The sequence below is a fragment of the Microbacterium sp. NPDC078814 genome (assembly GCF_040702645.1).
Lineage (GTDB): Bacteria > Actinomycetota > Actinomycetes > Actinomycetales > Microbacteriaceae > Microbacterium.
Window position 1 is genome coordinate 491,835 of sequence record NZ_JBFBLT010000002.1, and the last position, 22,543, is coordinate 514,377.

The window sequence follows — 22,543 nt, forward strand, 5'->3', positions numbered from 1 at the left end:
GGTGTGCATGGCGCGGTCGTAGCATCGGCCACAGATGAGGCCTTCGGGGAACCGGTACTTCGTGGTTGATGCAGGCGATAGTTCACGGCATCGAGCACAGAACGTGGTGCCCGCCGAGCGCGGTCGCCCCTTTGGCCGACGAGGACCGTTACTTGGGATCATCACGGAGCACTCGGGCTCGGCGCGGTCGCGCGCGCGACGTCGGCGCACTGAGATCAAGCGACTCCCCGACAGCGCGCTTGATAGGGGCAACGGCGTCGTTAGCTGTCACGGAGATCAGGTCCGCGGGCGTGCAATTGAATATGTCGCACAGAGCCGCAAGCAGTGGGAGAGACAGCCGCTCCGGACGCTGGGTCACGAGACGCCAAATCTGAGCGGCGGAAAGTTCGATTCCACGGCTGACAAGATGCGGGGATAGATCCGTCGAGTTATGCATGGCGTTACGGGCCATCAGCTCAGCGAGGTTCCAAGAATAGTCTGCGGTCCGGCGCATCTCATTCATCCAATCCGTGCTTGAGCGCGTCAGACATCATCCCGTCTAGAGCACTCCTGATCGTGCGCACGCGGAAGTCGCTCGACACGCCGGTGTAAAGGGCGGTAGTCGAAGCGTACTCGTGTCCGACTTGTTGCTGGACGAACAGCGGGTCGAGCCCCATCTCGATGAGGTGCGTGATGTATGAATGGCGGAGTGAGTGAAAGGTGAGGTCCTTTCCAAAGCCGAGATCGTCCCTGTACTGGCGAAAGCGTGTGTTCAAGGCAGACTCCGATACCAGCGAGCGACGTTCACTGGAGAAGAGACTCGTCCCACCGTCAAACAGGGGGAGTCCACGTTCGATCCACTCCTCGATGATGTCCGAGCCCCAGGGGAAGACTGCAAGCACGTTGCGCTGCTTGTAATCGGAACCCCGCATCGCTTTTCCGAAGCGAACGTTCAGGTGCCCGAAGCGGCCAAACTCCGTCGCGTACGGGTTGCGCGTGAAATCGAATGTCTCGAGATGCCGCACCTCATTGCGCCTGAGACCGAAACAGTACGTGAGCTTGAAGAGCGTGCTGTCTCGGAACGCGTGGGCCCATCCTTTCCGCTCGCGTCGAGCAATGATGTCGACCTCATCATCTGCGCGGTCGAAGAACTGTTGAAGCTCATGATGCCGAAAGGGTCGGCGCCGGCCACCGTGCTCAGCCTCCTGGATGTGACGAGCCATGTTCCACTGGTCGAGGACCCGCACCGGATGTGTGCCGAACAGTTCCATGCACCGTGAGACCCAGGGGTACGCGGGGGAGGAGATGTAGTCCGTGAACATGCTGAGCGCGTCCTGATACTTCCGAATTGTGGGGCGCTTGTTCCCGTGGACCTCCCGACGGTCCGCGAAGAACTCATCAACGTGCTCAAGGGTCCACTGCCACGGATAGAGGTTGGTGGTCTCCATGAACCGTCGCACCACACGCTCTCGGCCTTCGATGGTCCCGATTGACAGATTCCTGGAAAGCTGCTGCCGACGATGGCCGAGAAGCATCTGCTCGAAGGTCTGTTCCTCGGGGTGCAGAAGCGGTACATCGGTGGGCGGGCGTGAGCCGAATAGATCGATGGGCATGTCTACTCGCTTTCATGGAGTGCAAGTATTATGCATCCAACGCAAGATCATTGCAATAGAGCGAGCGCGGCGGCCCTCAACTGGCGCCGGCGGAGCTGCGCGTTGCTCCTCCGTCACGCGCATCGGAGGTCAGGAGTGCGCCACTAGCGCCAACTGGCGCCGCGCACTACCGTGAGGTTCAAGAGCTCGTCGGGGAGCGGTTGAATTGCATCCGATGGAATAATGACTACTTAAGCTGACATAATGTGCATTATCGGATAATCCGTATGAAGGGTAGGGAGCGCGAGAGCGGGCCCGGATCGCTCGACTTTCCCCTCACCGACCGACGTACGCCGCGAGATGTTCGCCCGTCAGCGTCGACCCGTCAGCGACGAGCTCGGCAGGCGTTCCCTCGAACACGATGCGGCCGCCGTCGTGGCCGGCTCTCGGTCCGACGTCGATGATCCAATCGGCGTGTGCCATGACGGCCTGGTGATGCTCGATGACGACCACCGTCTTGCCGGCGTCGACGAGTCGATCCAACAGGCCGAGGATCGTGTCGACGTCAGCGAGATGCAGACCCGTCGTCGGCTCGTCCAGCACGTACACGTCGCCCTTCTCGCCCATCTGGATCGCGAGCTTGATGCGCTGTCGTTCACCGCCCGACAGAGTCGACAACGGCTGGCCGAGCGACAGGTACCCGAGCCCCACGTCCTCCAGGCGTCCGAGGATGGCAGCCGCGGCCGGGAGCTTGGCCTCGCCCTCGCTGAAGAACACACGAGCCTCGGAGACCGGAAGGTCGAGCACCTCTGTGATGTCCTTGCCGCCGAGCTTGTACTCCAGCACCGCCGCCTGGAAGCGCTTACCGCTGCAGTCCTCACAGGGGGTCTCGATCGTGTCCATGAACCCGAGCTCGGTGATGATGACACCCGCGCCCTTACACGTAGGACAGGCGCCCTCGGAGTTCGCACTGAACAGGGCGGGCTTCACGCCGTTCGCCTTCGCGAAGGCTTTCCGGATGGGTTCGAGCAGCCCCGTGTACGTCGCGGGGTTGCTGCGACGCGAGCCCTTGATGGCGGATTGATCGATCGCCACCACGCCCTCGCGTCCGGTCACCGAACCGTGGATGAGCGAGCTCTTACCGGAGCCGGCGACACCGGTGACGACGGTCAGGACGCCGGTCGGGATGTCGACGTCGACGTTCTGGAGGTTGTTCGTGGATGCGCCGCGCACCTCGATCGCGCCGGTGCGGTCACGTACGGCGTCCTTCAGCTGTGCACGGTCGTCGAGGTGCTGCCCCGTCAGTGTTCCACTGGCTGTGAGACCCTCGGCGCTCCCCTGATAGCAGATCTCTCCCCCGGCGCTTCCCGCACCCGGCCCCAGGTCCACGACGTGATCGCCGATCGCGATGGTCTCCGGCTTGTGCTCGACGACGAGTACCGTGTTCCCCTTGTCGCGGAGCCGGAGCAGCAGGCCGTTCATCCTCTGGATGTCGTGCGGATGCAGCCCGATCGTCGGCTCGTCGAACACATAGGTGACGTCGGTCAACGAGGACCCCAGGTGCCGCAGCATCTTGATCCGCTGCGCCTCTCCCCCGGACAGCGTCCCCGAGGGCCGGTCCAGGCTCAGGTACCCCAGGCCGAGGGTCACGAAGGCGTCGAGGTTGGCACTCAGCGCCTGGAGCAGCGGCCCGGCTCCCGGGAGATCCAGGCCGCGGACCCACGCGGCGAGATCCGTCACCTGCATACGGCACGCGTCGGCGATGCTCACGCCGTCGATCTTCGAGGATCGCGCGCCCTCGGTGAGACGAGTACCGTCGCACTCCGGGCACACCGCGAAGGTGGCCACGCGCTCGACGAAGGCACGGATGTGCGGCTGGAGCGCATCGAGGTCTTTCGAGAGCATGGACTTCGTGATCTTCGGGATCAGACCCTCGTAGGTCATGTTGATACCCGAGATCTTGACCTTCGTGACCTCTCCGTAGAGGAAGAGGTGGCGTTGCTTGTCGGTGAAGGACGAGATGGGCTTGTCCCCCGGGTAGAACCCGGACTGCGAGAACCCCTTCACCATCCAGCCGTCGGCGGTGTAGCCGGGCACCATGATCGCGCCCTCGTCGAGGGACTTCGACTCATCGACGATCTGGGACAGGTCGAGGTCCGACACCACTCCTCTGCCTTCACATCGCGGGCACATGCCGCCGAGGTAGATCGCGTCCTTCACGATCTTCTTCTCGCCACCCGGCCCGGTCATGACGCCGCTGGCCTTCTGCGTCGGGATGTTGAACGAGAACGCCGTCGGACCGCCGATGTAGGGCTGGCCCAGCTTGCTGAACAGGATGCGGAGCATGGCGTTGGCATCCGTCACGGTGCCGACGGTCGACCGCGGGTTCGCGCCGAGACGCTCCTGGTCCACGATGATCGCCGTGGTGAGTCCTTCCAGCACGTCGACGTCGGGGCGCGGCACCGATGGCATGAAGCCCTGCACGAAGGCGCTGTACGTCTCGTCGATCATCCGACGCGATTCGGCGGCGATCGTGTCGAAGACGAGAGAGCTCTTCCCCGACCCCGAGACACCGGTGAACACCGTGAGGCGTCGCTTCGGGATGTCGACGCTCACGTCCTTGAGGTTGTTCTCGCGCGCGCCCTGCACGCGGATGAGGTCGTGGGTGTCCGCGGGGTGCTCGGCAGCGGTCATGCGGCGTCCTTCGTGGTGGTGGCGCCGTCAGGCGGCCTGGTTGATACGGAGCAGGTTGCCGGCGGGATCGCGGAAAGCGCAGTCGCGGACGCCGTAGGGCTGGTCCATCGGCTCCTGGACGACATCGGCGCCGACAGCGACCAGCCGCTCGAACAGGGCGTCCAGGTCATCGCTCGCGAGGGTGAGAGCGCCATAGCTGCCCTTCGCGATGAGTTCCAGGATGGTCTGCCGCTCCGCCTCGGTGATGCCGGGGTCGGTGGCCGGCGGGTGGAGGACGATCGAGGTCTCGGGCTGGCCGACCGGGCCGACCGTGAGCCAGCGCAGGCCGTCGTATCCGACGTCGTTGCGCACCTCGAAGCCGAGGGCGTCGCGATAGAAGCCGAGGGCGGCGTCGGCGTCGGTGTGCGGGAGGAAGGCGTAGTGGATGCTGATCTTCATGATGCTCACGTTAGGTGCGCCTCGGGGCGCGGCGCTTCTCGATTCCTGATCGGTCGGGTGACCTGCTTGGCGTGGAACGACGGGATGCCCTCGACGTTCGCGGCGCGTTCACGGTACACGCTGGGTGGGACACCGACCAGCTCCGAGAACCGGGTGCTGAACGTGCCCAGCGAGGAGCAGCCCACCGCGAAGCACACCTCGGTGACGCTGAGGTCGCCGCGACGCAGCAGCGCCATGGCACGCTCGATGCGGCGGGTCATCAGATAGGAGTACGGAGATTCGCCGTACGTCTCGCGAAACCGCCGGCTGAGATGGCCGGCCGACAGGTGCACGCCCCGCGCCAGAGCCTCGACGTCCAAGGGCTTCGCGTACTCGCGATCGATGCGGTCGCGGACCTTCCTCATCACGACAAGCTCCCGCAGGCGAGCATCATCCACCGGTGTCACGTCATGATCCTGCCATGACGCCGGAAGACGCGGAATGACCATCCGCGACGCGCGGAGGCCCTCCTCCCCCGCTGCCGGAGATCCGGCGCTACCCTGGGGGCATCCTCACAGGATTCTCTCAGAAGGGGTTCCCCGCCATGTCTGAAGCACTCGCTGAAACGAAGTCGTTCTTCAAATCCATCCGCGTCGCTCTCGCGGTCTCCGGCGTTCTCGCGCTGCTCGCGGGCATCGCGCTGCTGGTCTGGCCGGTGAAGTCGGCCGTCATCGTGACGGCGATCTTCGCGTCCTACCTGATCGTCGCGGGAGTCGTGTACATCGGCCTCGGCATCTTCTCCCGCGCGAAGGGCGGCTGGTCGCGCGTCGGACACATCGTGCTCGGCCTGCTCTACATCGTCGCCGGCGTCATCGCGTTCTTCAACCTGAACGTCGCCGCCGCCACCCTCGCGCTGGTCGTCGTGATCTTCATCGGCGTGAGCTGGATCGTCGACGGCGTCGTGGCGCTCTCGCTGCTCGGCAGCGACGGATCGCGGGTCTGGACGCTGATCTACGCGATCCTCAGCATCATCGCCGGAATCATCGTCCTCTTCTCGCCGGTCATCGCCGGCTTCGCGCTCTGGCTGCTCCTGGGCATCTCGCTCGTCGTGCTCGGCATCGTGCAGATCATCCGCGCGATCACCCTCGGCAAGGACGAGAAGGCCTTCACCACGGGCGCTGCCGCCGTCTGATCCGCAGACGCGAGACGCCCCGGACCTGCAGCAGCGGGTCCGGGGCGTTTGGCGTCTGACGACTACTCCGCGGCGAAGGCGCTCACGTCGCCGACGAGGCGGGTGTTGTCCGCGGGGACGGGATCGATCACGGCCCTGGCGACCTCCGCGGCGAACTCGGACACGTTGTAGAGGCGGCCGGCGGACTCGCGGCGCTCGGCGATGGCACCCGGGTTCGCGCGCTCGAGCAGCGTCGCGGTGATCGTGCCCTCGATCATGTCGCCGGAGACGACCGTGAAGCCGATCCCCTTCTCCGCGAGACCGGGGATGAGCTCCCGCAGCGCGTCCTCACCGGCGCGCTTGGAGAGCGCGACGGGCTCGTACTCGGGCATCGTCGGCGTCGTGCGGATGAAGTGCGCCTGGTGGCTGGTGACGAACACGACGCGTGCGCCGTCCGACAGCAGCGGCGTCGCGGCGTCGAGCACATTGAGCTGCGCGTCACGGTTGAGCTTCAGGGCGTAGTCCTCGGCCATGCCCGACTCCATGCCTCCCGACGCGTTCAGGACGAGCACATCGAGGCGCCCGTACTCGGCGCGGACGGCGTCGAACATCTCGGCGACCGATGCGGGGTCGGTGAGGTCCGCACCGACGACCAGCGCCCGACGGCCGAGCTCGCGCAGCTGCGCCGCGAGCTTCTCCGCGCGCGGCGCCTTGTTCCGGTAGTTGATCACGACGTCGGCGCCGGCCTCGGCGAGGTACCGCACGGTGTCGGCGCCGATCCCCCGCGATGAGCCGGTGACGAGGGCCACCTTGCCGTCGAGGGATCCTGCGGGAAGAACGTCGGTCACGGGTGACTCCTCATGGTGCGTGGAACGCCGTGAGCGCACGGCTCTCACAGATTACCAAGGGGGCGCGGTGGCGGCCGGTCGGCTGTCGCCGCGCGTGGTACGTTGACGGCAAAGGAGGCCGCATGGACAACTTCTCGACGTTCGTCACGTTCATCGACCACTGGGCATGGATCGGGTGGCTGGTCCTCATCGCCGTCTTCCTCGTCATCGAGATGCTCTCCCTCGACTTCACCTTCCTGATGCTGAGCTTCGGGAGCGTGATCGGTCTCGTCACCGACTTCGTCGGCCTCCCGGTCTGGATCCAGATCCTCATCGCCGCCTTGGCATCCGCCCTCTTCATCCTCTTCCTGCGGCCACCCCTCCTGCGCCGCCTGCACCGCGGAGCCGATCCCACGCGCTCGAACGTCGAGGCGCTGGTCGACCTCCGCGGCATCGCGCTCAGTGAGATCACGCAGATCTCCGGCCAGGCGAAGCTCGCGAACGGCGACACCTGGACCGCCAGGACGACCACCCCGATGGCCATCCCCGCGGGGGCGCCTGTCGCCGTCAGTGCGATCAACGGCGCGACCGCCATCGTCCGACCCCTCAACGACTAGGAGCACGCGTGGACGACGCATCGATCATCCCGACCGTGATCATCTGGATCCTGGTGATCGCGGTCATCATCTTCGTGATCGTCACGATCGCGCGGGCGATCCGCATCATCCCGCAGGCGACCGCCGGCGTGGTGGAACGGCTCGGCCGGTACCACAAGACCCTCTCCCCCGGCCTCAACATCCTCGTGCCGTTCATCGACCGCCTGCGGCCGCTGATCGACATGCGCGAGCAGGTGGTGTCCTTCCCGCCGCAGCCCGTGATCACCGAGGACAACCTCGTCGTCTCCATCGACACCGTCGTTTACTTCCAGGTGACGGATGCCCGCGCCGCGACCTACGAGATCGCGAACTACCTCGGCGCCGTGGAGCAGCTCACCACCACGACTCTCCGCAACGTCGTCGGTGGCCTGAACCTCGAAGAGGCGCTGACGAGCCGCGACAACATCAACGGGCAGCTCCGCGTGGTCCTCGACGAGGCGACCGGCAAGTGGGGCATCCGCGTGGGCCGGGTCGAGCTCAAGGCCATCGACCCGCCCGTGTCCATCCAGGACTCCATGGAGAAGCAGATGCGCGCCGAGCGGGACCGCCGCGCCGCGATCCTCACCGCCGAGGGGACGAAACAGTCCGCGATCCTCGAAGCGGAGGGCCTTCGTCAGGCGGAGATCCTCCGCGCCGAGGGTGACAAGCAGGCGGCCGTCCTGCGCGCCCAGGGCGAGGCGGAGGCGATCCAGAGCGTCTTCACCGCGATCCACCAGGGCGCGCCGGACGACAAGCTCCTCGCGTACCAGTATCTGCAGATGCTCCCGAAGATCAGCGAGAGCCCGTCCAGCAAGCTCTGGATCATCCCGAGCGAGCTGACCGAGGCACTCAAGGGCATCGGCACGGCCTTCACTCCCAAGACGGGCCCGGGCTCGGCCACTCCCCCCGCCGGCGCGTGACGCACCCATACTTCGTCAAGGCCGAGCAGCCCCGCATCCTGGCCCATCGGGGCCTGGTGACCGCCGAGGGGCGGGAATCCGGCGTCTGGGAGAACACCGCGGCCGCCTTCGCCGCGGCGCATGCCGCCGGGGCCGAGTACATCGAGACGGACTGCCAGGTCACCGCCGACGGTGACGTCGTGCTCTTCCACGATCACGATCTGCGCCGTCTCGTGGACGATCCGCGCGCCGTCCACGAGGTCAGGACGCGGGAGCTGAGCGCGCTGTTCGCCGAGCACGGCGGTCTGCTCACGGTGGCCGAGGCGCTCTCCGCATTCCCGGAGACCCGGTTCAACATCGACGTGAAGACACCGGCCGCCGCGGCGCCGCTGGGCCCCATCCTCGCCGCGCACACGCATCGTGTCCTCGTGACCAGCTTCTCGGATGCCAACCGGCGGGCGACTCTGGAGGCCGTACGGCAGACCGGCACGGCGCTCCGTCCCGCCACCTCCGGCGGGAGTCGGACGATCGCGGCCCTGCGTTCGCTCTCCGCGGTGCGCCTCTCCCCCGGCAGACTGCTCCGGGAGATCGACGCCCTGCAGATCCCCGAGCGTCACGGCGCGATCAGGGTGCTGACGCCCGCACTCCTCCGCGCCGCCCACCGGGCCGACACCGAGGTCCACGTCTGGACCGTGAACGACGCGGACGAGATGCGGCGCCTCATCGACGCGGGTGTGGACGGCGTCGTGACCGACCGCGCCGACCTCGCCGTCGCCACGTTCCGGAAGCCCTGAGCGCCCCATATCCTCCGGCGCTGGGATTCCCCTGTGAATACCGCGCAGAACGCCCCGACGTGGATGAAGCGCACAGGCTCGAACGTTATACCTGACAGCGACGAGAGGACCACACAATGGCAGATCGCAGCCTGCGCGGCATCCGACTCGGCGCCCAGAGCCTACAGAGCGAAGAGGGCGTCGTTTTCATGGAGCGCCGTGAAACCACCTACACCTGTGACACCTGCGGACACGACACCACGCTCATGTTCGCCGCCGATGCCGAACCGCCTCAGACCTGGGAGTGCCGTTCCTGCGGAGCGGAAGCCCGCCTGAAGGTCGACGGCGAGGCCGTCACCCTCGAGGTCACCGACGAGAAGGCCGCCCGCACCCACTGGGACATGCTCATGGAGCGCCGTACCCGTGCGGAGCTGGAGGAGCTTCTCGAAGAGCGCCTCGCGTACATCCGAGCCCGGCGCGGTGCCGGCGAGGACCCCACCCGAGAGAAGATCGGCGCCTAGCGCCGACGGGCGCGCCACCACCCGAGACCGAGCGCGCCCAGACCGCCCCAGAGCAGCACCTGCTGCAGCCAGGGGCCCAGGACGATTCCCGCCGTGAGGCCGGAGCGGAGCTCGACATCCTCGAGCATCGCTCCGGCCTCATCCGCGTCCAGGCTCGTGACCGTCCGCCCGTCCGGGAGGATGACCTGGCTCGTGCCGACCGTGGAGATGTTGACGACGCTCCGGCCCGTCTCGATCGCGCGCATCCGTGCGAACGCGAGCTGCTGGAGATTCTCGTCCGTGCCGCGGAAATCGGCGTTGTTCGTCTGGAAGACCAGGACCTCGGCGCCGCCGTTCAACCCCTCCGTGATCACGTCGTCGTAGATCACGTCGAAGCAGATCGCCAGACCGACGCGGACATCGCCCACCTCGACGATCGGCGGGTTGGTGCCGGGGGTGTATTCGCGCTGGATCAGCCCGATGAGATCCGGGACCAGGGCGTTGAAGAAGGCCCGATCCGGCACGTACTCGCCGAAGGGCACGGGATGACGCTTGTCGTGCTTCTGCGGCGCTGTGCCGTCCGGCAGCCAGAGCATCGAGGTGTTGTAGTAGAGGTTCCCGCGGCCGGTGGCGGCGTTGGCGAGCAGCGGCGCATCGATGCGGTTCGACACCAGGGTCATCCGTCGCGCGATGACGGAGTTCGCGAAGGGATCCGTATCGAGCCCGCCCTCCGGCCACACGAGCAGGTCGACGTCCTCGCCGTACAGCGGCTCGGTCGCCTCCGTCTGCGCCTGGATCACGGCGAAGGGCTCGCGCTCGTCGAAGTAGCCGGTCGGCCCGTTCCCCTGCACCGCAGCGATGCGCATCGAGCCCGACGGCGTGGTCGGGAACAGCGGCGTGAAGAAGAGGATCAGGACGAGGGCGGCCGGCGCGAGCAGGGTGATCGGTCGCCGCCAGAGCCCCATCCGGATGATCTCGATCACCATCGCGACGAGGAAGACCATGAGGAAGCTCAGCCCGCTCACGCCGATCCAGGAGGAGAGCGCGGCGAGGGGGCTCTCGGCCTGGCTCATCCCGAGACGAGCCCAGGGGAAGCCGCCGTACGGCAACCAGCCGAGGAACAGCTCCCGCCCTACCCACAGCGCCGCGACGACGGCCGGGAGGGTCAGCAGACGTCCCGCCACGCCCGGCCAGGCTCGGGGCAGCCACCCGTACGCGAGGGTCACGGGGATGAGCCCGACGGCCGTGAGGACGCCCTCGACGACGCTCAGAGCCGCCCAGGGCAGCGGCCCGAGGTATCGAGACGTCCACGACACGAGCAGCGCGAAGAACACGACGCCGTACACGAGACCCACGAGCAGCGCTCCCCCGGCCCGACGGCCGATCAGCGCGAGCAGAAGCAGGGCGGTGGCAGGGAAGGCCAGGATCCAGATCGCCGCCTCGGGGAACGCGAGGTCCATGAGCAGCGCAGCCAGGCCGGCCAGGGGAACGGCGGCCCAGAGGGGCAGGAGGGCGCGTCGACGGACGGAGGCTTCGGTCATGCGGGCGGATCTCACATCGAGGAGTAGGCGACGATGCCACGGCGCACACCGTCGAGGGCAGCCCGGGCGGTGCGTGCGAGCGCGGCGTCTTCCGCGACGATGGACAGCTGATCCAGGAGGTCGATGGTCTGCTTCGCCCACCGCACGAAGTCGCCGGCCGCCATGTCGGCATCGATGAGGACGCGGTCGAGCATCCCGCCGCGCGCCCAGGCGTGCATCGCACCCGCGAGCCCGGCGGCCAGCGGCTCGCTTCCCGGGAGCTGATGGTCCTGCTCCAGGTCGTCGAGCTCGGCCCAGAGAGCGGTCGTCTTCTCGTATGCCGCTCGGAAGGCGCCCCTCGGGAGGCCCCGCTCCCCCGCATTCGCTTCGTCGCGGCGCGGTTCGTACACGAGGCAGCATGCCATCGCGGCCAGCGACGGCGCGTCCAGCCCCTTCCAGAGGCCTTGACGCAGCGATTCGGCCACGAGCAGGTCGCGCTCACCGTAGATCCGCCGCATCGTGCGCCCGGCGTCGGTCAGGTGCATCCCGTCCTCGTCGCGACGGACGTAGTCCAGTGTCTCCAGCACCTCGACGACACGGTCGAAGACGCGGGCCACCGTGCCGGTCCTGGTCTCGATCTGACGGCGCGTGCGATCGGTCTGGCGCTTGAGCTTCCAGTAGCGCTCGGCCCACCGGGCGTGCTTCTCGCGGTCAGGACAGCGGTGGCAGGGGTGGCGCTGCATCCGCGTGCGGAGCGTCTGGATCCGCTTCATCCGCTTGTCCCGAGCATCGCGCGGGGCCTGGGTGTCCTGCCGGTTCTTCTTCTCGAGGTCGCTCAGCTCGCGGCGGATGGCGGCGTACTCCGGGAAGTCGCCGTGCTCGCACGCCATCGCCGACTGATAGCCGGCCAGCGACTCCTCGGCCTCCCGCACCTGTCTGGCCAGCCCGACCACGGCGCGGTCCGCCTGGAACTGGGCGAACGACGACTCAAGGATCTCCCGGGCTCTCGCCTGGCCGAACAGGTCGATGAGGTTGACGGCCATGTTGTACGTCGGCCGGAAGCTGGAGTTGAGCGGATAGGTCCGCCGCGACGCGAGGGCGGCGACGGCCTGCGGGTCCATGCCCTCGCTCCACTGCACGACCGCGTGCCCCTCGACGTCGATGCCGCGGCGCCCGGCGCGGCCCGTGAGCTGTGTGTACTCACCGGAGGTGATCGCGACGCGAGCCTCTCCGTTGAACTTCTCCATCTTCTCGAGCACCACCGTCCGCGCCGGCATGTTGATGCCGAGGGCCAGCGTCTCGGTCGCGAAGACGACCTTGAGCAGCTTGCGCTGGAACAGCTCCTCGACGACCTCTTTGAAGGCCGGCAGGAGGCCGGCGTGGTGGGCGGCCACGCCCCGTTCGAGGTTGTCCAGCCATTCCCAGTAGCCCAGCACCCCGAGATCCTCGTCCTGCAGAGTGCGCGTGCGCTCCTCGACGATGGCCCGGATCTCGGCGCGCTCCTCCGCCGAGGTCAGGCGGAGCCCGGAGCGCCGTACCTGCTGCACCGCGGCGTCGCAGCCCACGCGGCTGAAGATGAAGAAGATGGCGGGGAGCAGGTTCGAGCGTTCCAGTAGCTCGACCACGTCCGGGCGGTCCATGCGCTCGATCCGGCGCGCGTTCGCCGCGCGCACGGGGCGACGCCCGCCCCGCGGCGGTCGGGGGGCCTGCCGCCCGGCGTGCCGGTTGCTGCGATACGACTGCGCCTGACGGTTGCTCTCGTAGGTGGAGCCGGTGAACGACCGGATGCGCATGAGCTCCTGGTTCACCTGGGCCGTGGCGATGCCGGCACGGTCGTCGAAGAGCGGCAGCAGGTCGTCGCGCACGAGCACGTGCTGCTCCAACGGCACCGGACGGATCTCGGAGACGATGACCTCGGTGTCACCGCGAACCGTGTCGAGCCAGTCGCCGAACTCCTCGGCGTTCGACACCGTCGCGCTCAGCGAGACCAGGCGCACGCGGGGCGGGAGGTGGATGATGACCTCTTCCCACACGGCACCCCGGAAGCGGTCGGCCAGATAGTGCACCTCGTCCATCACGACGTAGCGCAGGTCGCGCAGAGCCGCGGAGTCGGCATAGATCATGTTCCGCAGGACCTCCGTGGTCATGACCACGATGCGTGCGTTGCCGTTGATGTTGGTGTCGCCCGTCAGCAGACCGACGTCGTCCGCACCGTACACATCGACGAGTTCGCGGAACTTCTGGTTGGACAGCGCCTTCATTGGCGTGGTGTAGAACGCCTTGTCCGTCGCGGTCTGCATCGCCAAGTGGATGGCGAACTCCCCCACGATGGTCTTCCCGGCACCCGTGGGGGCGGCCACGAGAACGCTGCGTCCGTTCTCCAGGGCGTGGCAGCCGGCGAGCTGGAACGGATCGAGCTGGAAGCGCTGGCGCGCGGCGAACGCCGCCGTCTCCGGGTGCGCCGCACTCTCCTGAGCCTGCGCGTACCGCTCGGACGGCGAACTCATGTGGCGTCCGGGACGAGTCCGGCGGCGGTGTCCCGCTTGCGCTTGCGTCGGTCGAAGAGGAGGGAGAGTCCTGCCGCTGCGAAGAAGAGGACGATGAGGATACCGGCCAGCATGAGCATGCTCACCACATCCGCTGCCGGGGTCGCCAGCGCGGCGAAGATCGTCGCGATGAGGATCGCCACCCGCCACCCTTTGAGGATGGCCCGTCCCGACATCACGCCGGCGAGGTTGAGCGCGACGAGGAAGACGGGGAGGACGAACGAGATGCCGATGACGATCATCAGCTTGAACACGAAGTCGTAGTACTCCTGCGCGGAGTAGAAGTTGGTGCCGCCCTCCGGCGTGAAGCTCCACATGAGCTCGATGACGTGCGGCATGATCTGCACCCCGAGATAGCACCCCGCGAAGAACAGCGGCACCGCGGCGACGACGAAGCCGACGGTGTAGCGGATCTCCTTGCGGGTGAGGCCGGGCATGATGAAGGCCCAGATCTGCCACAGCCAGACGGGTGCGGAGAGGAACAGGCCGATCGTGAAGGCGATGCGCATACGCATGTCGAACGCGGACGTCACTGTCGCGAAGTTCAGGGCGCTGAAGTCATCACCTCGCTGTTCCGAGATGATGCGGATCGGACCGGTGATGAAGTGGATGACCGGGTCCGCGATGATGAACGCCACGACCATGCCGACGACCAGAGCGATCGCCGCGTACATGAGGCGCTTGCGCAGTTCGACGAGATGTGCGCCCAGCGACATCCGCCGATCCCGATCCGCCGTCGGCATCACGGTCGGTTCGATGGCTGCCACGACCGGTCAGGCGCGAGGCGGAGTCTCAGGGTCGGTGCCCGAGTCCTTCACCGTCGTCGGCTCCGCGGGAGCCGACTCGGCACGAACCGCGTCTTCTTCCTTCATGGCCTTCATCTCACCCTTGAAGACGCGGGCCGACTGGCCCATGCTCTTCGCGAGAGCCGGCAGCTTGGCAGCGCCGAAGAGGAGGAGGATAACGGCCAGCACGATGAGCAGGTGCCAGCCTTGCATTCCAGCGAACATATCGACAATCCCGTCGTAGGGGGGCTTTCCGCCCCAGTCTACAGATCAAACCTCGGCATCAGGCCGTGGTAGAGCGCGAGTCCCGCGGCGGCCCACTCCCGGGTGGCGGTCCGCGCGATCCCCGGATCCGTGACCTCCATCGCACCGCCGAAACGGGCCGCGAGCCGTTTGATGCCGCGGGGGTCCGCGAGGTGGAGCTGCGTCGTCACCATCCCGTCGCCGGCGCGGAGCGTCTCCGTGGGCACGAAACCGCTGAGCAGCGGAGCGAGGCGCTCCGGGACGCGGACCGTGACCTCCCTTTCCTCCTCCAGCCCGGCGAACGCCTCCGGCACCCGGTCGCCACCGTGCGTGCTGGGGATGTCGGTGAGGGTGGGCGCGCTGACGCGATCGAGGTGGAACGTGCGCATCGCCTCGCGCATGTGGCACCAGCCCTGCAGGTACCACTGTCCGTTCGTGATGAGGATCTGCACGGGATCCACGGTGCGCGTGGTGGGCTCGGCGTCGGGAGCCTGGTACGTGAACGACACGGCCACCCCGTTCTGCAGACCGCGCGCGACGACCTCACGCACCTCGTCCACCGCGGTCGGGGCGACGACGACGTCGGCCGGCGCATCGGCGGCACCGCGCGAGAGCTTCGAGATGAGGCCGGCGACGAGGCCGGAGTCGGATACGGCCGGGACGGCGGCGACCATCTGCAGACCGGCGAGCAGGGCTGCCGCCTCCCGTGCGGTGAAGCGCGGCACGCGGCGGAGGGCCACGTCGTTCGTGATCTCGATGACGTCCTCGAGGTCGAGGAGATCCCAGTTGATGTCGAACATCTCCTGCGGCTGCTGCCAGTAGCCCGCTTCGCCCGGCAGGCCGATGACCGTCAGCTTCTCGACCATCGCCCGCATCTCCCGCGGGGTCACGCCGAACTCCTCGGCGGCCTCGGCGAGCGAGACCTGCCCGTGCTCGAGCAGGTACGGGACGAGCGTCAGGTACAGACGCACGCGATCCGCGGCGAGGAGAGGCTTCGGAGCCGCGCTCATGCGGACACCTCCGCATCGGTGTGGGCCTCGACCACCGCGCGCAGGCGGCCGATCACGGCATCGCGGAGTCGTGCGGGCTCGACGACGCGGACCTCGGGACCGTAGGACGCGAGCTCGTCCGCGAAGATGTGCAGATCGACGAAGGGCACGTGGATACCCTGCGCCGCGGGCGTCGCCCGCCGCCCGAGCCGCAACGCGGCCTCAGTGCCGGGCGTCACCTCCAGGAGCGCCGAGTTCTCCGCGGCGACGCGCTCCAGACCTCGCAGAGCCCGCTCCCCCGCCCCTTCGCGCAACGCGGGGTCGAAGGTGCTCGTGCTGACGACGACATCGCCGACGATGCGGCTCAGCAGGAACGTCCGGTCCTCGTCGATGTCGACGTCGACGCCGTACACGTGCCAGCGCGCTTCATAGTCCACGAGGGCGAGGGGCCGGATCCGACGCCGTCGAGGAGCGTCCTCGCCCGGCTTCACGTAGTCGAAGGACACCACCCTGCTGCGTTCGATCGCGTCCTGCAGCGGGGCGAACGCGGGGTCGCGCGCGGTGATCCGCGGCGCGAAGCCGATGATCGGTTCGTCGCCGTCGATGCCGAGGGCCCGGATCTTGCGGACACCGGACTGTGCGTCTCCCGAGACCGACTCCGCACTCCAGACGCTGCCCGCGAGGCGGAGTACAGCCAACTCGGCAGGCGAGAACTCGATGTCCCCTGGCAGATCGTATTCCGCCTGCGGAATGCGATACCTCGCCTCACGGAGATCGTTCGGGTCCGCCGCGTCGCCGATGGTCTCGATGGGGACACCCAGCGAGCGGAGCTCGTCCTTATCCCGCTCGAACATCTTCTCGAGCGCATCCGACCGCGTGCCCGCGTCGGCGCGCTGGCGATAGCCGGAAACGTTGTCGAGGATCTGCTGCTTGGTGAGCCCGATCTCCGTGGCCATCAGCGCCACGACGAGATTCGTCAGGCGCTCTTCGGCAGGGATCCGGGCGGCCATCAGGGTGCGGCGACCGGGGACACGCCGAGGATGTCGACCACGACGGCCATGGCCGGGGAGCTCTCGGTCTTGGGGAGCACGACGAGGACCTGCGAGCCGACCGGCTTCCCGACCAGCGCATCCGCGACCGGCGCGGCGATCTGCCGGATGCCGTCGGTGGCGGACTGGCCCCAAGTGCTCTGCACGACGGTCTTGTCGTCCCAGTTCACCGCGGTGAAGTGCACGAGCGGCGTCTGCTCCTCGGTCAGCTCCTCGCCGTCGCCGCGGATGAGTGTCTGGACGACCTGCTCGTCCGGGGCGGCACTGTCGGGGATGATGATGCCGGGGGTGCCGTCGTCGGCGCGCACGACGGTCGGCATGCCCTGCGCGTCGTTGAACTGCAGCGTGCCCTCGGCCTTCGGGAGGAACGCGTCGACGACGTCGATGACGAACACCGCGATGTCGTCCTGGCCCATGCCGAAGCCGCCGAGATTCGCCTCCCCGAAGTCCTCCGGGGTCAGACCCGCCACGATGCGGCTGCCGCCGGTCGCGCACTCCAGGACATCGGCGAGTCCGGGAGACTGCGCGGCCCAGGACCCGATGGTCGAGGCGCGCGTGGTGTCCTCGTCGTACGTGGTCGCGAAAACCTGCTTGCCGGTCGCCCCGTCGTAGATGGAGATCTGGGCGACGAGCGGCTGGGCGTCGTCGACGAGTGCACGGCCGTCCCCCGTGACGACGTCCGCATAGGACGTCTCCGTGAGGCGCACCGGCGCGAAGATCTCGACGTCCGGCTCGGAGCCGACCTCACCGGAGACGGTGACGGCGCTGTCGATGCCGTTGGCGTGTCCGCCACGATCGCACGAGGCGTCGGCGGACGAAGAGGTCACGCTGCACCCCGTCAGAGCGAGGGCGGCGAGGCTGAGGGAGGCCAGAACGGCGGACGTTTTACGCACGCGCTCCAGTCTATTCCGTCGTGTGCTCGGATTCGCGCGATGCCGCCGCCAGCCGCGCGCCCTCCGCCGCCTTCCCGGCCTCTCGCGCGCGCTTGCGGAGGTTCTTGTCCGTGATCTCCCGATCGCCCACCGCGCCCGGCGTCCACAGTTCGACGTCCTCATCGCTGTAGCTGCTCTTCGAGGCCCGACGCTTCACAGACGGGGCCACGGCACCCGGGGCGAGCCGGCGAGCCGTGAGGAGGAACCCCGTGTGCGCGACCATGCGGTGGTCCGGCCGGACAGCCAGCCCCTCCACGTGCCACCCGCGGACCATGGTCTCCGACGCCTCGGGGTCGGTGAAGAGCCCGGTGCCGCGGATGAACTCGGCGACGCGGGAGAGCTGCGTGGCGGTGGCGATGTAGCAGAGCACGACACCGCCGGGGGTCAGCGCCTCCGCGACCGCCTCGATGCACTCCCAGGGCGCGAGCATGTCTAGCACCACCCGGTCGACGGTGCCGGGTTCGACTTCTTCGGGCAGCGCGGCGACGAGGTCTCCGACGACGACGCGCCAGGAGTCGGGGCGCTCCCCGAAGAAGGTCTCCACATTGGCCTGGGCGACCTCGGCGAAGTCCTCGCGGCGCTCGAAGGAGAGCAGGCGCCCCGTGGAGCCCACGGCCCGGAGGAGCGAGAGCGAGAGAGCACCGGACCCGACACCGGCCTCGACGACGGTGGCGCCCGGGAAGATGTCGGCCTGCATGACGATCTGCGCCGCGTCCTTCGGGTAGACGATCGCGGCACCGCGGGGCATCGACATCGCGAAGTCCCGCAGCAGCGGCCGCATCGCCAGGTACTCGTGCCCGGAGCTGTTCGCCACGACCGAGCCATCAGGGAGCCCGATGAGGTCGCGGTGCCGGAGGACCCCGTGGTGCGTGTGCAGCTCGCCGTCCTCGCGGAGCGTCACGGTGTGCAGGCGACCCTTCGGGCCGGTGAGCTGTACGCGGTCGCCCTCCCGGAAGGGGCCGCTGGGGCGCGGGGCGGACGTGGTGGTCATCGAGTGGCCTCCGTGATCGCAGCGCGGGAGCCGAAGAGCTGCACGAGGTCGGCGGCACCGCGGCCGTCGAGGGTCGGCCACAGCTCGTGGGCGCCGAGGCCATCGAGCGGGACGATGTGGGGCACGCCGAGCGTCAGAGCGCCGGAGGCGAGGCCCGCGCGGAGACCGGTCGGGGAATCCTCGATGACCACGACCTCGGCGATGTCGACGTCGAGGAGCGCGGCGGCCTGGAGGTACGGCTCCGGGTGCGGCTTGGGGTTGTCGACATCATCTCCGGCCACGACGATGTCGAAGGCCTCGAACTCGATCAGCCCGACCACGTCGAGAGCCATCCGGCGCAGCGACATCGTCACCAGACCGGTCGGGATCCCGGCGGCACGGAGATCGCGGAGAAGCTCCTGGGCGCCCGGCCGGAAGGGGACGCCCTGGGCCCGCAGCGACTCCTGCACGGCCGTCGTGAGGTGGGAGACGATCGCCTCCGGAGCCATGTCGACCCCCGCGCCCTGGAGGATGATCGCGCTGTCGATGAGGCCGCTGCCCACGAGCTGCAGGGCGTCCTCATGGGACCAGGTGCCGCCGAACGACTCCACCAGTGCGGTCTCGGCCGCCATCCAGTACGGCTCGGTGTCGACGAGTGTTCCATCCATGTCCCAGAGGACCGCGCGGGGCTTGTTGCTCACTGAACCCATGCTAGCCGGGCCCGCCCACATCCCCTCGACGCGGGCTAGCCTGGGGGGACGGAGCCACGACCTCGAAGGGAGTACGGCATGGACGTTCTCGGTTCGCGCATCATCATCGCCGCCTTCGACGGCTGGAACGACGCCGGTGAGGCCGCGACCGGAGCCGTCGGCGCGCTGCAGGCGGCGGGCGGCTACGACCTCGTGCACTCGGTCGACCCGGAACTCTACTTCGACTACCAGTACACGCGACCCGCCACCCGGCTCGACGCGGAGGGCCGCCGTCAGATGACGTGGCCGGAGGCGGGGCTGTGGCGTCCGCGCGAGCCAGGACCCGGCCCCGAGTTCTGGCTCCTCACCGGTGCCGAGCCCGCGCGCACCTGGCAGGCGTTCGCGTCCGAGTTCATCGACGTCGCCCTGCGCGACGACATCACCGGCTTCGTGACCCTCGGCGCCATGCTCTCCGACGTGCCGCACACTCGCCCGATCTCGATCTTCGCGTCGAGCCAGAACGAGCAGGTCCGGGAGGCGCATGCGCTGGAGCGGTCGGTGTACGAGGGCCCGGTCGGCATCCTCACCGTTCTCGAGCACTTCGCCGAGAACGCGGGCATCCCCTCCGTGAGCCTCTGGGCGAGCGTCCCGCACTACGTCGCCTCTGCCGCCCCTTCGCCGAAGGTCACCCTGGCCCTCCTCGACCGTCTCGAGGAGCTGACCGGGGTGGATGTCGACCGCCGGCACCTCCGCACGGAAGCCGCGGCCTGGGAGGCGTCGATCGATGCCGCCGCATCCGAGGACGAGGACATGGCGGAGTACATCCGGCAGCTGGAGCGCACGCGGGACACATGGGACTCCCCCGATGCGTCGGGAGACGCGATCGCCCAGGCCTTCGAGCGCTACCTGCGGCGCCGCGACGACGGCCGCGGCGACCGCAAGCGCTGATCAGGCGTCCGGCTCAGGCCGAGGCCGGGATCACGCCCATCGCGAGCAGCACGAGCAGCACGCCGCCGAGCAGGATCCGGTAGATCACGAACGGCAGGAAGCTGCGCTTCGAGATCCAGTTCATGAAGAACGCGATCACGCCGAGCGCGACGACGAAGGCGACCCCTGTCGCGGCCATCGTGTCGCCGAGCGAGAAGAAGGACGGCTCGCCCCAGCTCTTGAACAGCTGGTAGAAGCCGCTGCCGAACACGGCCGGGATCGCCAGCAGGAACGCGTAGCGGGCGGCGGCGGCGCGCTCGTAGCCGAGGAACAGCCCCATGGTGATCGTGCCGCCGGACCGCGAGACGCCGGGGATGAGGGCGAGTGCCTGGGCGAGTCCGAAGGCGATGCCGTGCGGGTAGGTCAGATCGTCGAGCGTGCGGCGCTTGGCTCCGACGTGGTCGGCGATGCCCAGGAGGATGCCGAACACGATGAGCATGATCGCCACGATCCAGAGCGAGCGGAAGACGGTCTCGATCTGGTCCTGGAACAGGAGTCCGAGCAGCACGATCGGGATGCTGCCGATGATGATGAGCCACCCCATGCGCGCGTCCGGGTCGTTCCGCGGCACCTTTCCGGCGAGGGACCGGAACCACTGGGAGATGATGCGGACGATGTCGCGCCAGAAGAACACGACGACGGCGGCCTCGGTGCCGATCTGCGTGATGGCGGTGAACGCCGCGCCCGGGTCCTCCCCTGAGGGCAGGAACGTCCCCACGACCCGCAGATGGGCGCTGGAGGAGATCGGCAGGAACTCGGTGAGACCCTGGACGATTCCCAGGATCAGAGCTTCGAGCAGGTGCATGGAGAGGCCTTCGTCTTTCGGGGCGGCACGGAGCGCGTGGACGCCGCTCAGTACGTGCGCAGCAGATCGGCCAGCACCCGCTGACCGAAGACAAGTGAGTCTACGGGCACCCGCTCGTCGACTCCGTGGAACATCCCGGTGAAGTCGAGATCGGCCGGCAGGCGCAGCGGGGCGAAGCCGTAGCCGGTGATGCCGAGCGTGGCCAGCGCCTTGTTGTCGGTTCCCGCGCCCAGGAGGTACGGGATGACCGGGACACCGGGGTCGTGCCGCCCCAGCGCCGCCACCATCGCCTCGACGAGCTCCCCTGTGAACGGCGTCTCCATGCCGATGTCACGGACCACGGTCTCGATCCGGATGTCGTCACCCACGATGCGCTGGAGCTCCGCGAGCACGTCATCCTCGGTCCCCGGGATCACGCGGACGTCGATCAGCGCCTCGGCGCGCTCCGGGATGACGTTGTGCTTGTAGCCGGCGGTGAGAGCCGTCGGGTTGGTCGTCGTGCGGAACGTGGACCGGAGGAAGGCCTCAGCCGGACCGGCCGCGGCGGCGAGGGCGTCGGGGTCGTCGGCGCTCCGGCCGCTCAGCGCGCTCAGGCCCTCGAGCAGCGCCTCCGTCGTCGGCGTGAGCCGGACCGGCCACCGCGTCCGGCCGATGGCGGCGACGGCCTCGGCGAGCTTCGTGACGGCGTTGTCCTCGTGCAGGCGACTGCCGTGCCCCGCCCGGCCGGTGGCGACGAGACGGATCCAGATCAGGGCCTTCTCCCCCACCTGCAGCAGGTACGCCCGACGGTCGTCCACCGAGATGGAGTAGCCGCCGACCTCGCTGATCGCGGCCGTCGCCCCGGCGAACCACTCCGGCCGGTCCTTCACGACGAGCGCGGAGCCCTCGACCCCGCCGTTCTCCTCATCGGCGAAGAACGCCAGGACGAGGTCGCGCTCCGGCTGCTCCCCCGCGCGCAGGATGTCGGCCACGGCGGTGAGGATCATCGCGTCCATGTTCTTCATGTCGACCGCGCCGCGACCCCACAGCATGCCGTCCTGCACGGTGCCGGCGAACGGATCCACCGTCCAGTCCTCGGCGACCGCGGGCACGACGTCCAGGTGGCCGTGCACGACGAGAGCCGGCTTGGTGCGGTCGCGGCCCGGGACCCGCGCCATGACATTCGTGCGCCGCGGGATGGGCTCGTAGTACTCGACCTCGAGTCCCAGCTCCTCCAGGTACGCCCCGACGTACTCGGCCGCCTCGCGCTCCCCTTTCGCGTTGCCGCCGCCGTAGTTGGAGGTGTCGATGCGGATGAGGTCGCTCGCGACGCGGGCGACCTCCGGCAGGGAGGAATCGGTCATGGACTCAGGCTATCGAAACCGCGTGCCACGCCCGGGCGTCACGCTCGGTTCGAGACGCCTCCGAGAACGTGCTAATCTCATTCTTCGGTCGGCAACGATCAAACCCAACACCTGCGCGGGTGGCGGAATGGTAGACGCGCTAGCTTGAGGTGCTAGTGCCCGATAGGGCGTGGGGGTTCAAGTCCCCCTCCGCGCACA

Annotated in this window: 23 protein-coding genes and 1 tRNA gene; 7 read left to right on the forward strand and 17 right to left on the reverse strand. The window is 68.3% G+C overall.

The genetic code is table 11. The features are described 5' to 3' along the window. Window positions 1–148 precede the first annotated feature (148 nt). The 5 genes from AB0300_RS05650 to AB0300_RS05670 all read right to left on the reverse strand — a co-directional run bounded on the left by AB0300_RS05650 (window position 149) and on the right by AB0300_RS05670 (window position 5,107). Window positions 149–502, reverse strand: coding sequence for a helix-turn-helix transcriptional regulator (locus AB0300_RS05650; protein ID WP_366215616.1), 354 nt, complete (start codon window positions 500–502; stop codon window positions 149–151). Further along, window positions 495–1,592 (reverse strand): tyrosine-type recombinase/integrase, encoded by a 1,098-nt coding sequence (locus tag AB0300_RS05655; RefSeq protein ID WP_366215617.1) that lies wholly within the window; start codon window positions 1,590–1,592, stop codon window positions 495–497. The genes AB0300_RS05650 and AB0300_RS05655 overlap by 8 nt, the downstream gene beginning before the upstream one ends. 315 nt (window positions 1,593–1,907) lie before the next feature. Beyond that, the gene (locus AB0300_RS05660; protein ID WP_366215618.1) at window positions 1,908–4,265 is read right to left on the reverse strand and encodes an excinuclease ABC subunit UvrA; all 2,358 of its coding nucleotides are present in this window, start codon (window positions 4,263–4,265) and stop codon (window positions 1,908–1,910) included. Window positions 4,266–4,292: 27 nt separating this feature from the next. Further along, window positions 4,293–4,712, reverse strand: a complete 420-nt coding sequence (locus AB0300_RS05665) for a VOC family protein (RefSeq protein WP_197426451.1) — start codon at window positions 4,710–4,712, stop codon at window positions 4,293–4,295. Then, entirely contained in the window at window positions 4,709–5,107 is a 399-nt protein-coding gene (locus AB0300_RS05670) for a helix-turn-helix transcriptional regulator (protein WP_051582213.1), read from the reverse strand. The genes AB0300_RS05665 and AB0300_RS05670 overlap by 4 nt, the downstream gene beginning before the upstream one ends. Before the next feature lie 179 nt (window positions 5,108–5,286). Here AB0300_RS05670 and AB0300_RS05675 point away from each other — a divergent pair, with 179 nt between their 5' ends. After that, window positions 5,287–5,874: a DUF308 domain-containing protein gene (locus tag AB0300_RS05675; RefSeq protein WP_025103447.1), complete on the forward strand. Its 588-nt coding sequence runs from the start codon at window positions 5,287–5,289 to the stop codon at window positions 5,872–5,874. A gap of 62 nt (window positions 5,875–5,936) precedes the next feature. Here the strand turns inward: AB0300_RS05675 and AB0300_RS05680 are convergent, their stop codons facing one another. Further along, window positions 5,937–6,701 (reverse strand): SDR family oxidoreductase, encoded by a 765-nt coding sequence (locus AB0300_RS05680; protein ID WP_025103446.1) that lies wholly within the window; start codon window positions 6,699–6,701, stop codon window positions 5,937–5,939. Between the two features lie 122 nt (window positions 6,702–6,823). On the opposite strand from AB0300_RS05680, the gene AB0300_RS05685 reads away from it, so the two are divergent. The 4 genes from AB0300_RS05685 to AB0300_RS05700 all read left to right on the forward strand — a co-directional run bounded on the left by AB0300_RS05685 (window position 6,824) and on the right by AB0300_RS05700 (window position 9,508). Then, a complete protein-coding gene (locus AB0300_RS05685; protein WP_025103445.1) occupies window positions 6,824–7,297 on the forward strand; it encodes an NfeD family protein in 474 nt (157 codons plus the stop codon). Between the two features lie 8 nt (window positions 7,298–7,305). Continuing rightward, complete coding sequence (locus tag AB0300_RS05690; RefSeq protein WP_303709103.1) at window positions 7,306–8,235, forward strand: SPFH domain-containing protein; 930 nt, start codon at window positions 7,306–7,308, stop codon at window positions 8,233–8,235. Continuing rightward, complete coding sequence (locus tag AB0300_RS05695) at window positions 8,232–9,008, forward strand: glycerophosphodiester phosphodiesterase family protein (RefSeq protein ID WP_025103443.1); 777 nt, start codon at window positions 8,232–8,234, stop codon at window positions 9,006–9,008. Before AB0300_RS05690 ends, AB0300_RS05695 begins: the two co-directional genes overlap by 4 nt. 116 nt (window positions 9,009–9,124) lie before the next feature. Beyond that, a complete protein-coding gene (locus AB0300_RS05700) occupies window positions 9,125–9,508 on the forward strand; it encodes an RNA polymerase-binding protein RbpA (protein WP_025103442.1) in 384 nt (127 codons plus the stop codon). Here AB0300_RS05700 and lnt read toward each other — a convergent pair. From lnt to AB0300_RS05745, 9 genes are read right to left on the reverse strand one after another with little or no spacing between them, the layout of a single operon-like run. Next, a complete protein-coding gene (gene lnt, locus AB0300_RS05705; RefSeq protein WP_366215619.1) occupies window positions 9,505–11,028 on the reverse strand; it encodes an apolipoprotein N-acyltransferase in 1,524 nt (507 codons plus the stop codon). The genes AB0300_RS05700 and lnt overlap by 4 nt on opposite strands. An 11-nt stretch (window positions 11,029–11,039) precedes the next feature. Next, entirely contained in the window at window positions 11,040–13,514 is a 2,475-nt protein-coding gene (locus tag AB0300_RS05710) for a DEAD/DEAH box helicase (RefSeq protein ID WP_366215620.1), read from the reverse strand. Further along, entirely contained in the window at window positions 13,511–14,269 is a 759-nt protein-coding gene (gene tatC / locus AB0300_RS05715; RefSeq protein WP_025103439.1) for a twin-arginine translocase subunit TatC, read from the reverse strand. Before tatC ends, AB0300_RS05710 begins: the two co-directional genes overlap by 4 nt. Before the next feature lie 57 nt (window positions 14,270–14,326). Beyond that, entirely contained in the window at window positions 14,327–14,563 is a 237-nt protein-coding gene (gene tatA / locus AB0300_RS05720) for a twin-arginine translocase TatA/TatE family subunit (RefSeq protein ID WP_025103438.1), read from the reverse strand. A 38-nt stretch (window positions 14,564–14,601) separates the two neighbouring features. Further along, window positions 14,602–15,591, reverse strand: a complete 990-nt coding sequence (locus tag AB0300_RS05725; protein WP_366215621.1) for a WYL domain-containing protein — start codon at window positions 15,589–15,591, stop codon at window positions 14,602–14,604. Beyond that, on the reverse strand, window positions 15,588–16,580 hold the full coding sequence (locus tag AB0300_RS05730) for a WYL domain-containing protein (protein ID WP_025103436.1): 993 nt from the start codon (window positions 16,578–16,580) through the stop codon (window positions 15,588–15,590). Before AB0300_RS05730 ends, AB0300_RS05725 begins: the two co-directional genes overlap by 4 nt. Further along, window positions 16,580–17,512: a hypothetical protein gene (locus AB0300_RS05735; protein WP_303709097.1), complete on the reverse strand. Its 933-nt coding sequence runs from the start codon at window positions 17,510–17,512 to the stop codon at window positions 16,580–16,582. The genes AB0300_RS05730 and AB0300_RS05735 overlap by 1 nt, the downstream gene beginning before the upstream one ends. A gap of 10 nt (window positions 17,513–17,522) precedes the next feature. After that, window positions 17,523–18,542, reverse strand: a complete 1,020-nt coding sequence (locus AB0300_RS05740; RefSeq protein ID WP_366215622.1) for a tRNA (adenine-N1)-methyltransferase — start codon at window positions 18,540–18,542, stop codon at window positions 17,523–17,525. Beyond that, window positions 18,539–19,222, reverse strand: a complete 684-nt coding sequence (locus AB0300_RS05745; RefSeq protein ID WP_366215623.1) for an HAD family phosphatase — start codon at window positions 19,220–19,222, stop codon at window positions 18,539–18,541. The genes AB0300_RS05740 and AB0300_RS05745 overlap by 4 nt, the downstream gene beginning before the upstream one ends. Before the next feature lie 87 nt (window positions 19,223–19,309). On the opposite strand from AB0300_RS05745, the gene AB0300_RS05750 reads away from it, so the two are divergent. Further along, window positions 19,310–20,158 (forward strand): PAC2 family protein, encoded by an 849-nt coding sequence (locus AB0300_RS05750; RefSeq protein ID WP_025103432.1) that lies wholly within the window; start codon window positions 19,310–19,312, stop codon window positions 20,156–20,158. Between the two features lie 13 nt (window positions 20,159–20,171). On the opposite strand, the gene AB0300_RS05755 is transcribed toward AB0300_RS05750, so the two are convergent. After that, a complete protein-coding gene (locus tag AB0300_RS05755) occupies window positions 20,172–21,002 on the reverse strand; it encodes an undecaprenyl-diphosphate phosphatase (RefSeq protein ID WP_085607482.1) in 831 nt (276 codons plus the stop codon). A gap of 47 nt (window positions 21,003–21,049) precedes the next feature. Then, the gene (locus tag AB0300_RS05760; RefSeq protein WP_085607480.1) at window positions 21,050–22,345 is read right to left on the reverse strand and encodes a M20/M25/M40 family metallo-hydrolase; all 1,296 of its coding nucleotides are present in this window, start codon (window positions 22,343–22,345) and stop codon (window positions 21,050–21,052) included. A 113-nt stretch (window positions 22,346–22,458) separates the two neighbouring features. On the opposite strand from AB0300_RS05760, the gene AB0300_RS05765 reads away from it, so the two are divergent. Continuing rightward, a tRNA-Leu gene (locus AB0300_RS05765) sits at window positions 22,459–22,541 on the forward strand. Window positions 22,542–22,543 lie beyond the last annotated feature (2 nt).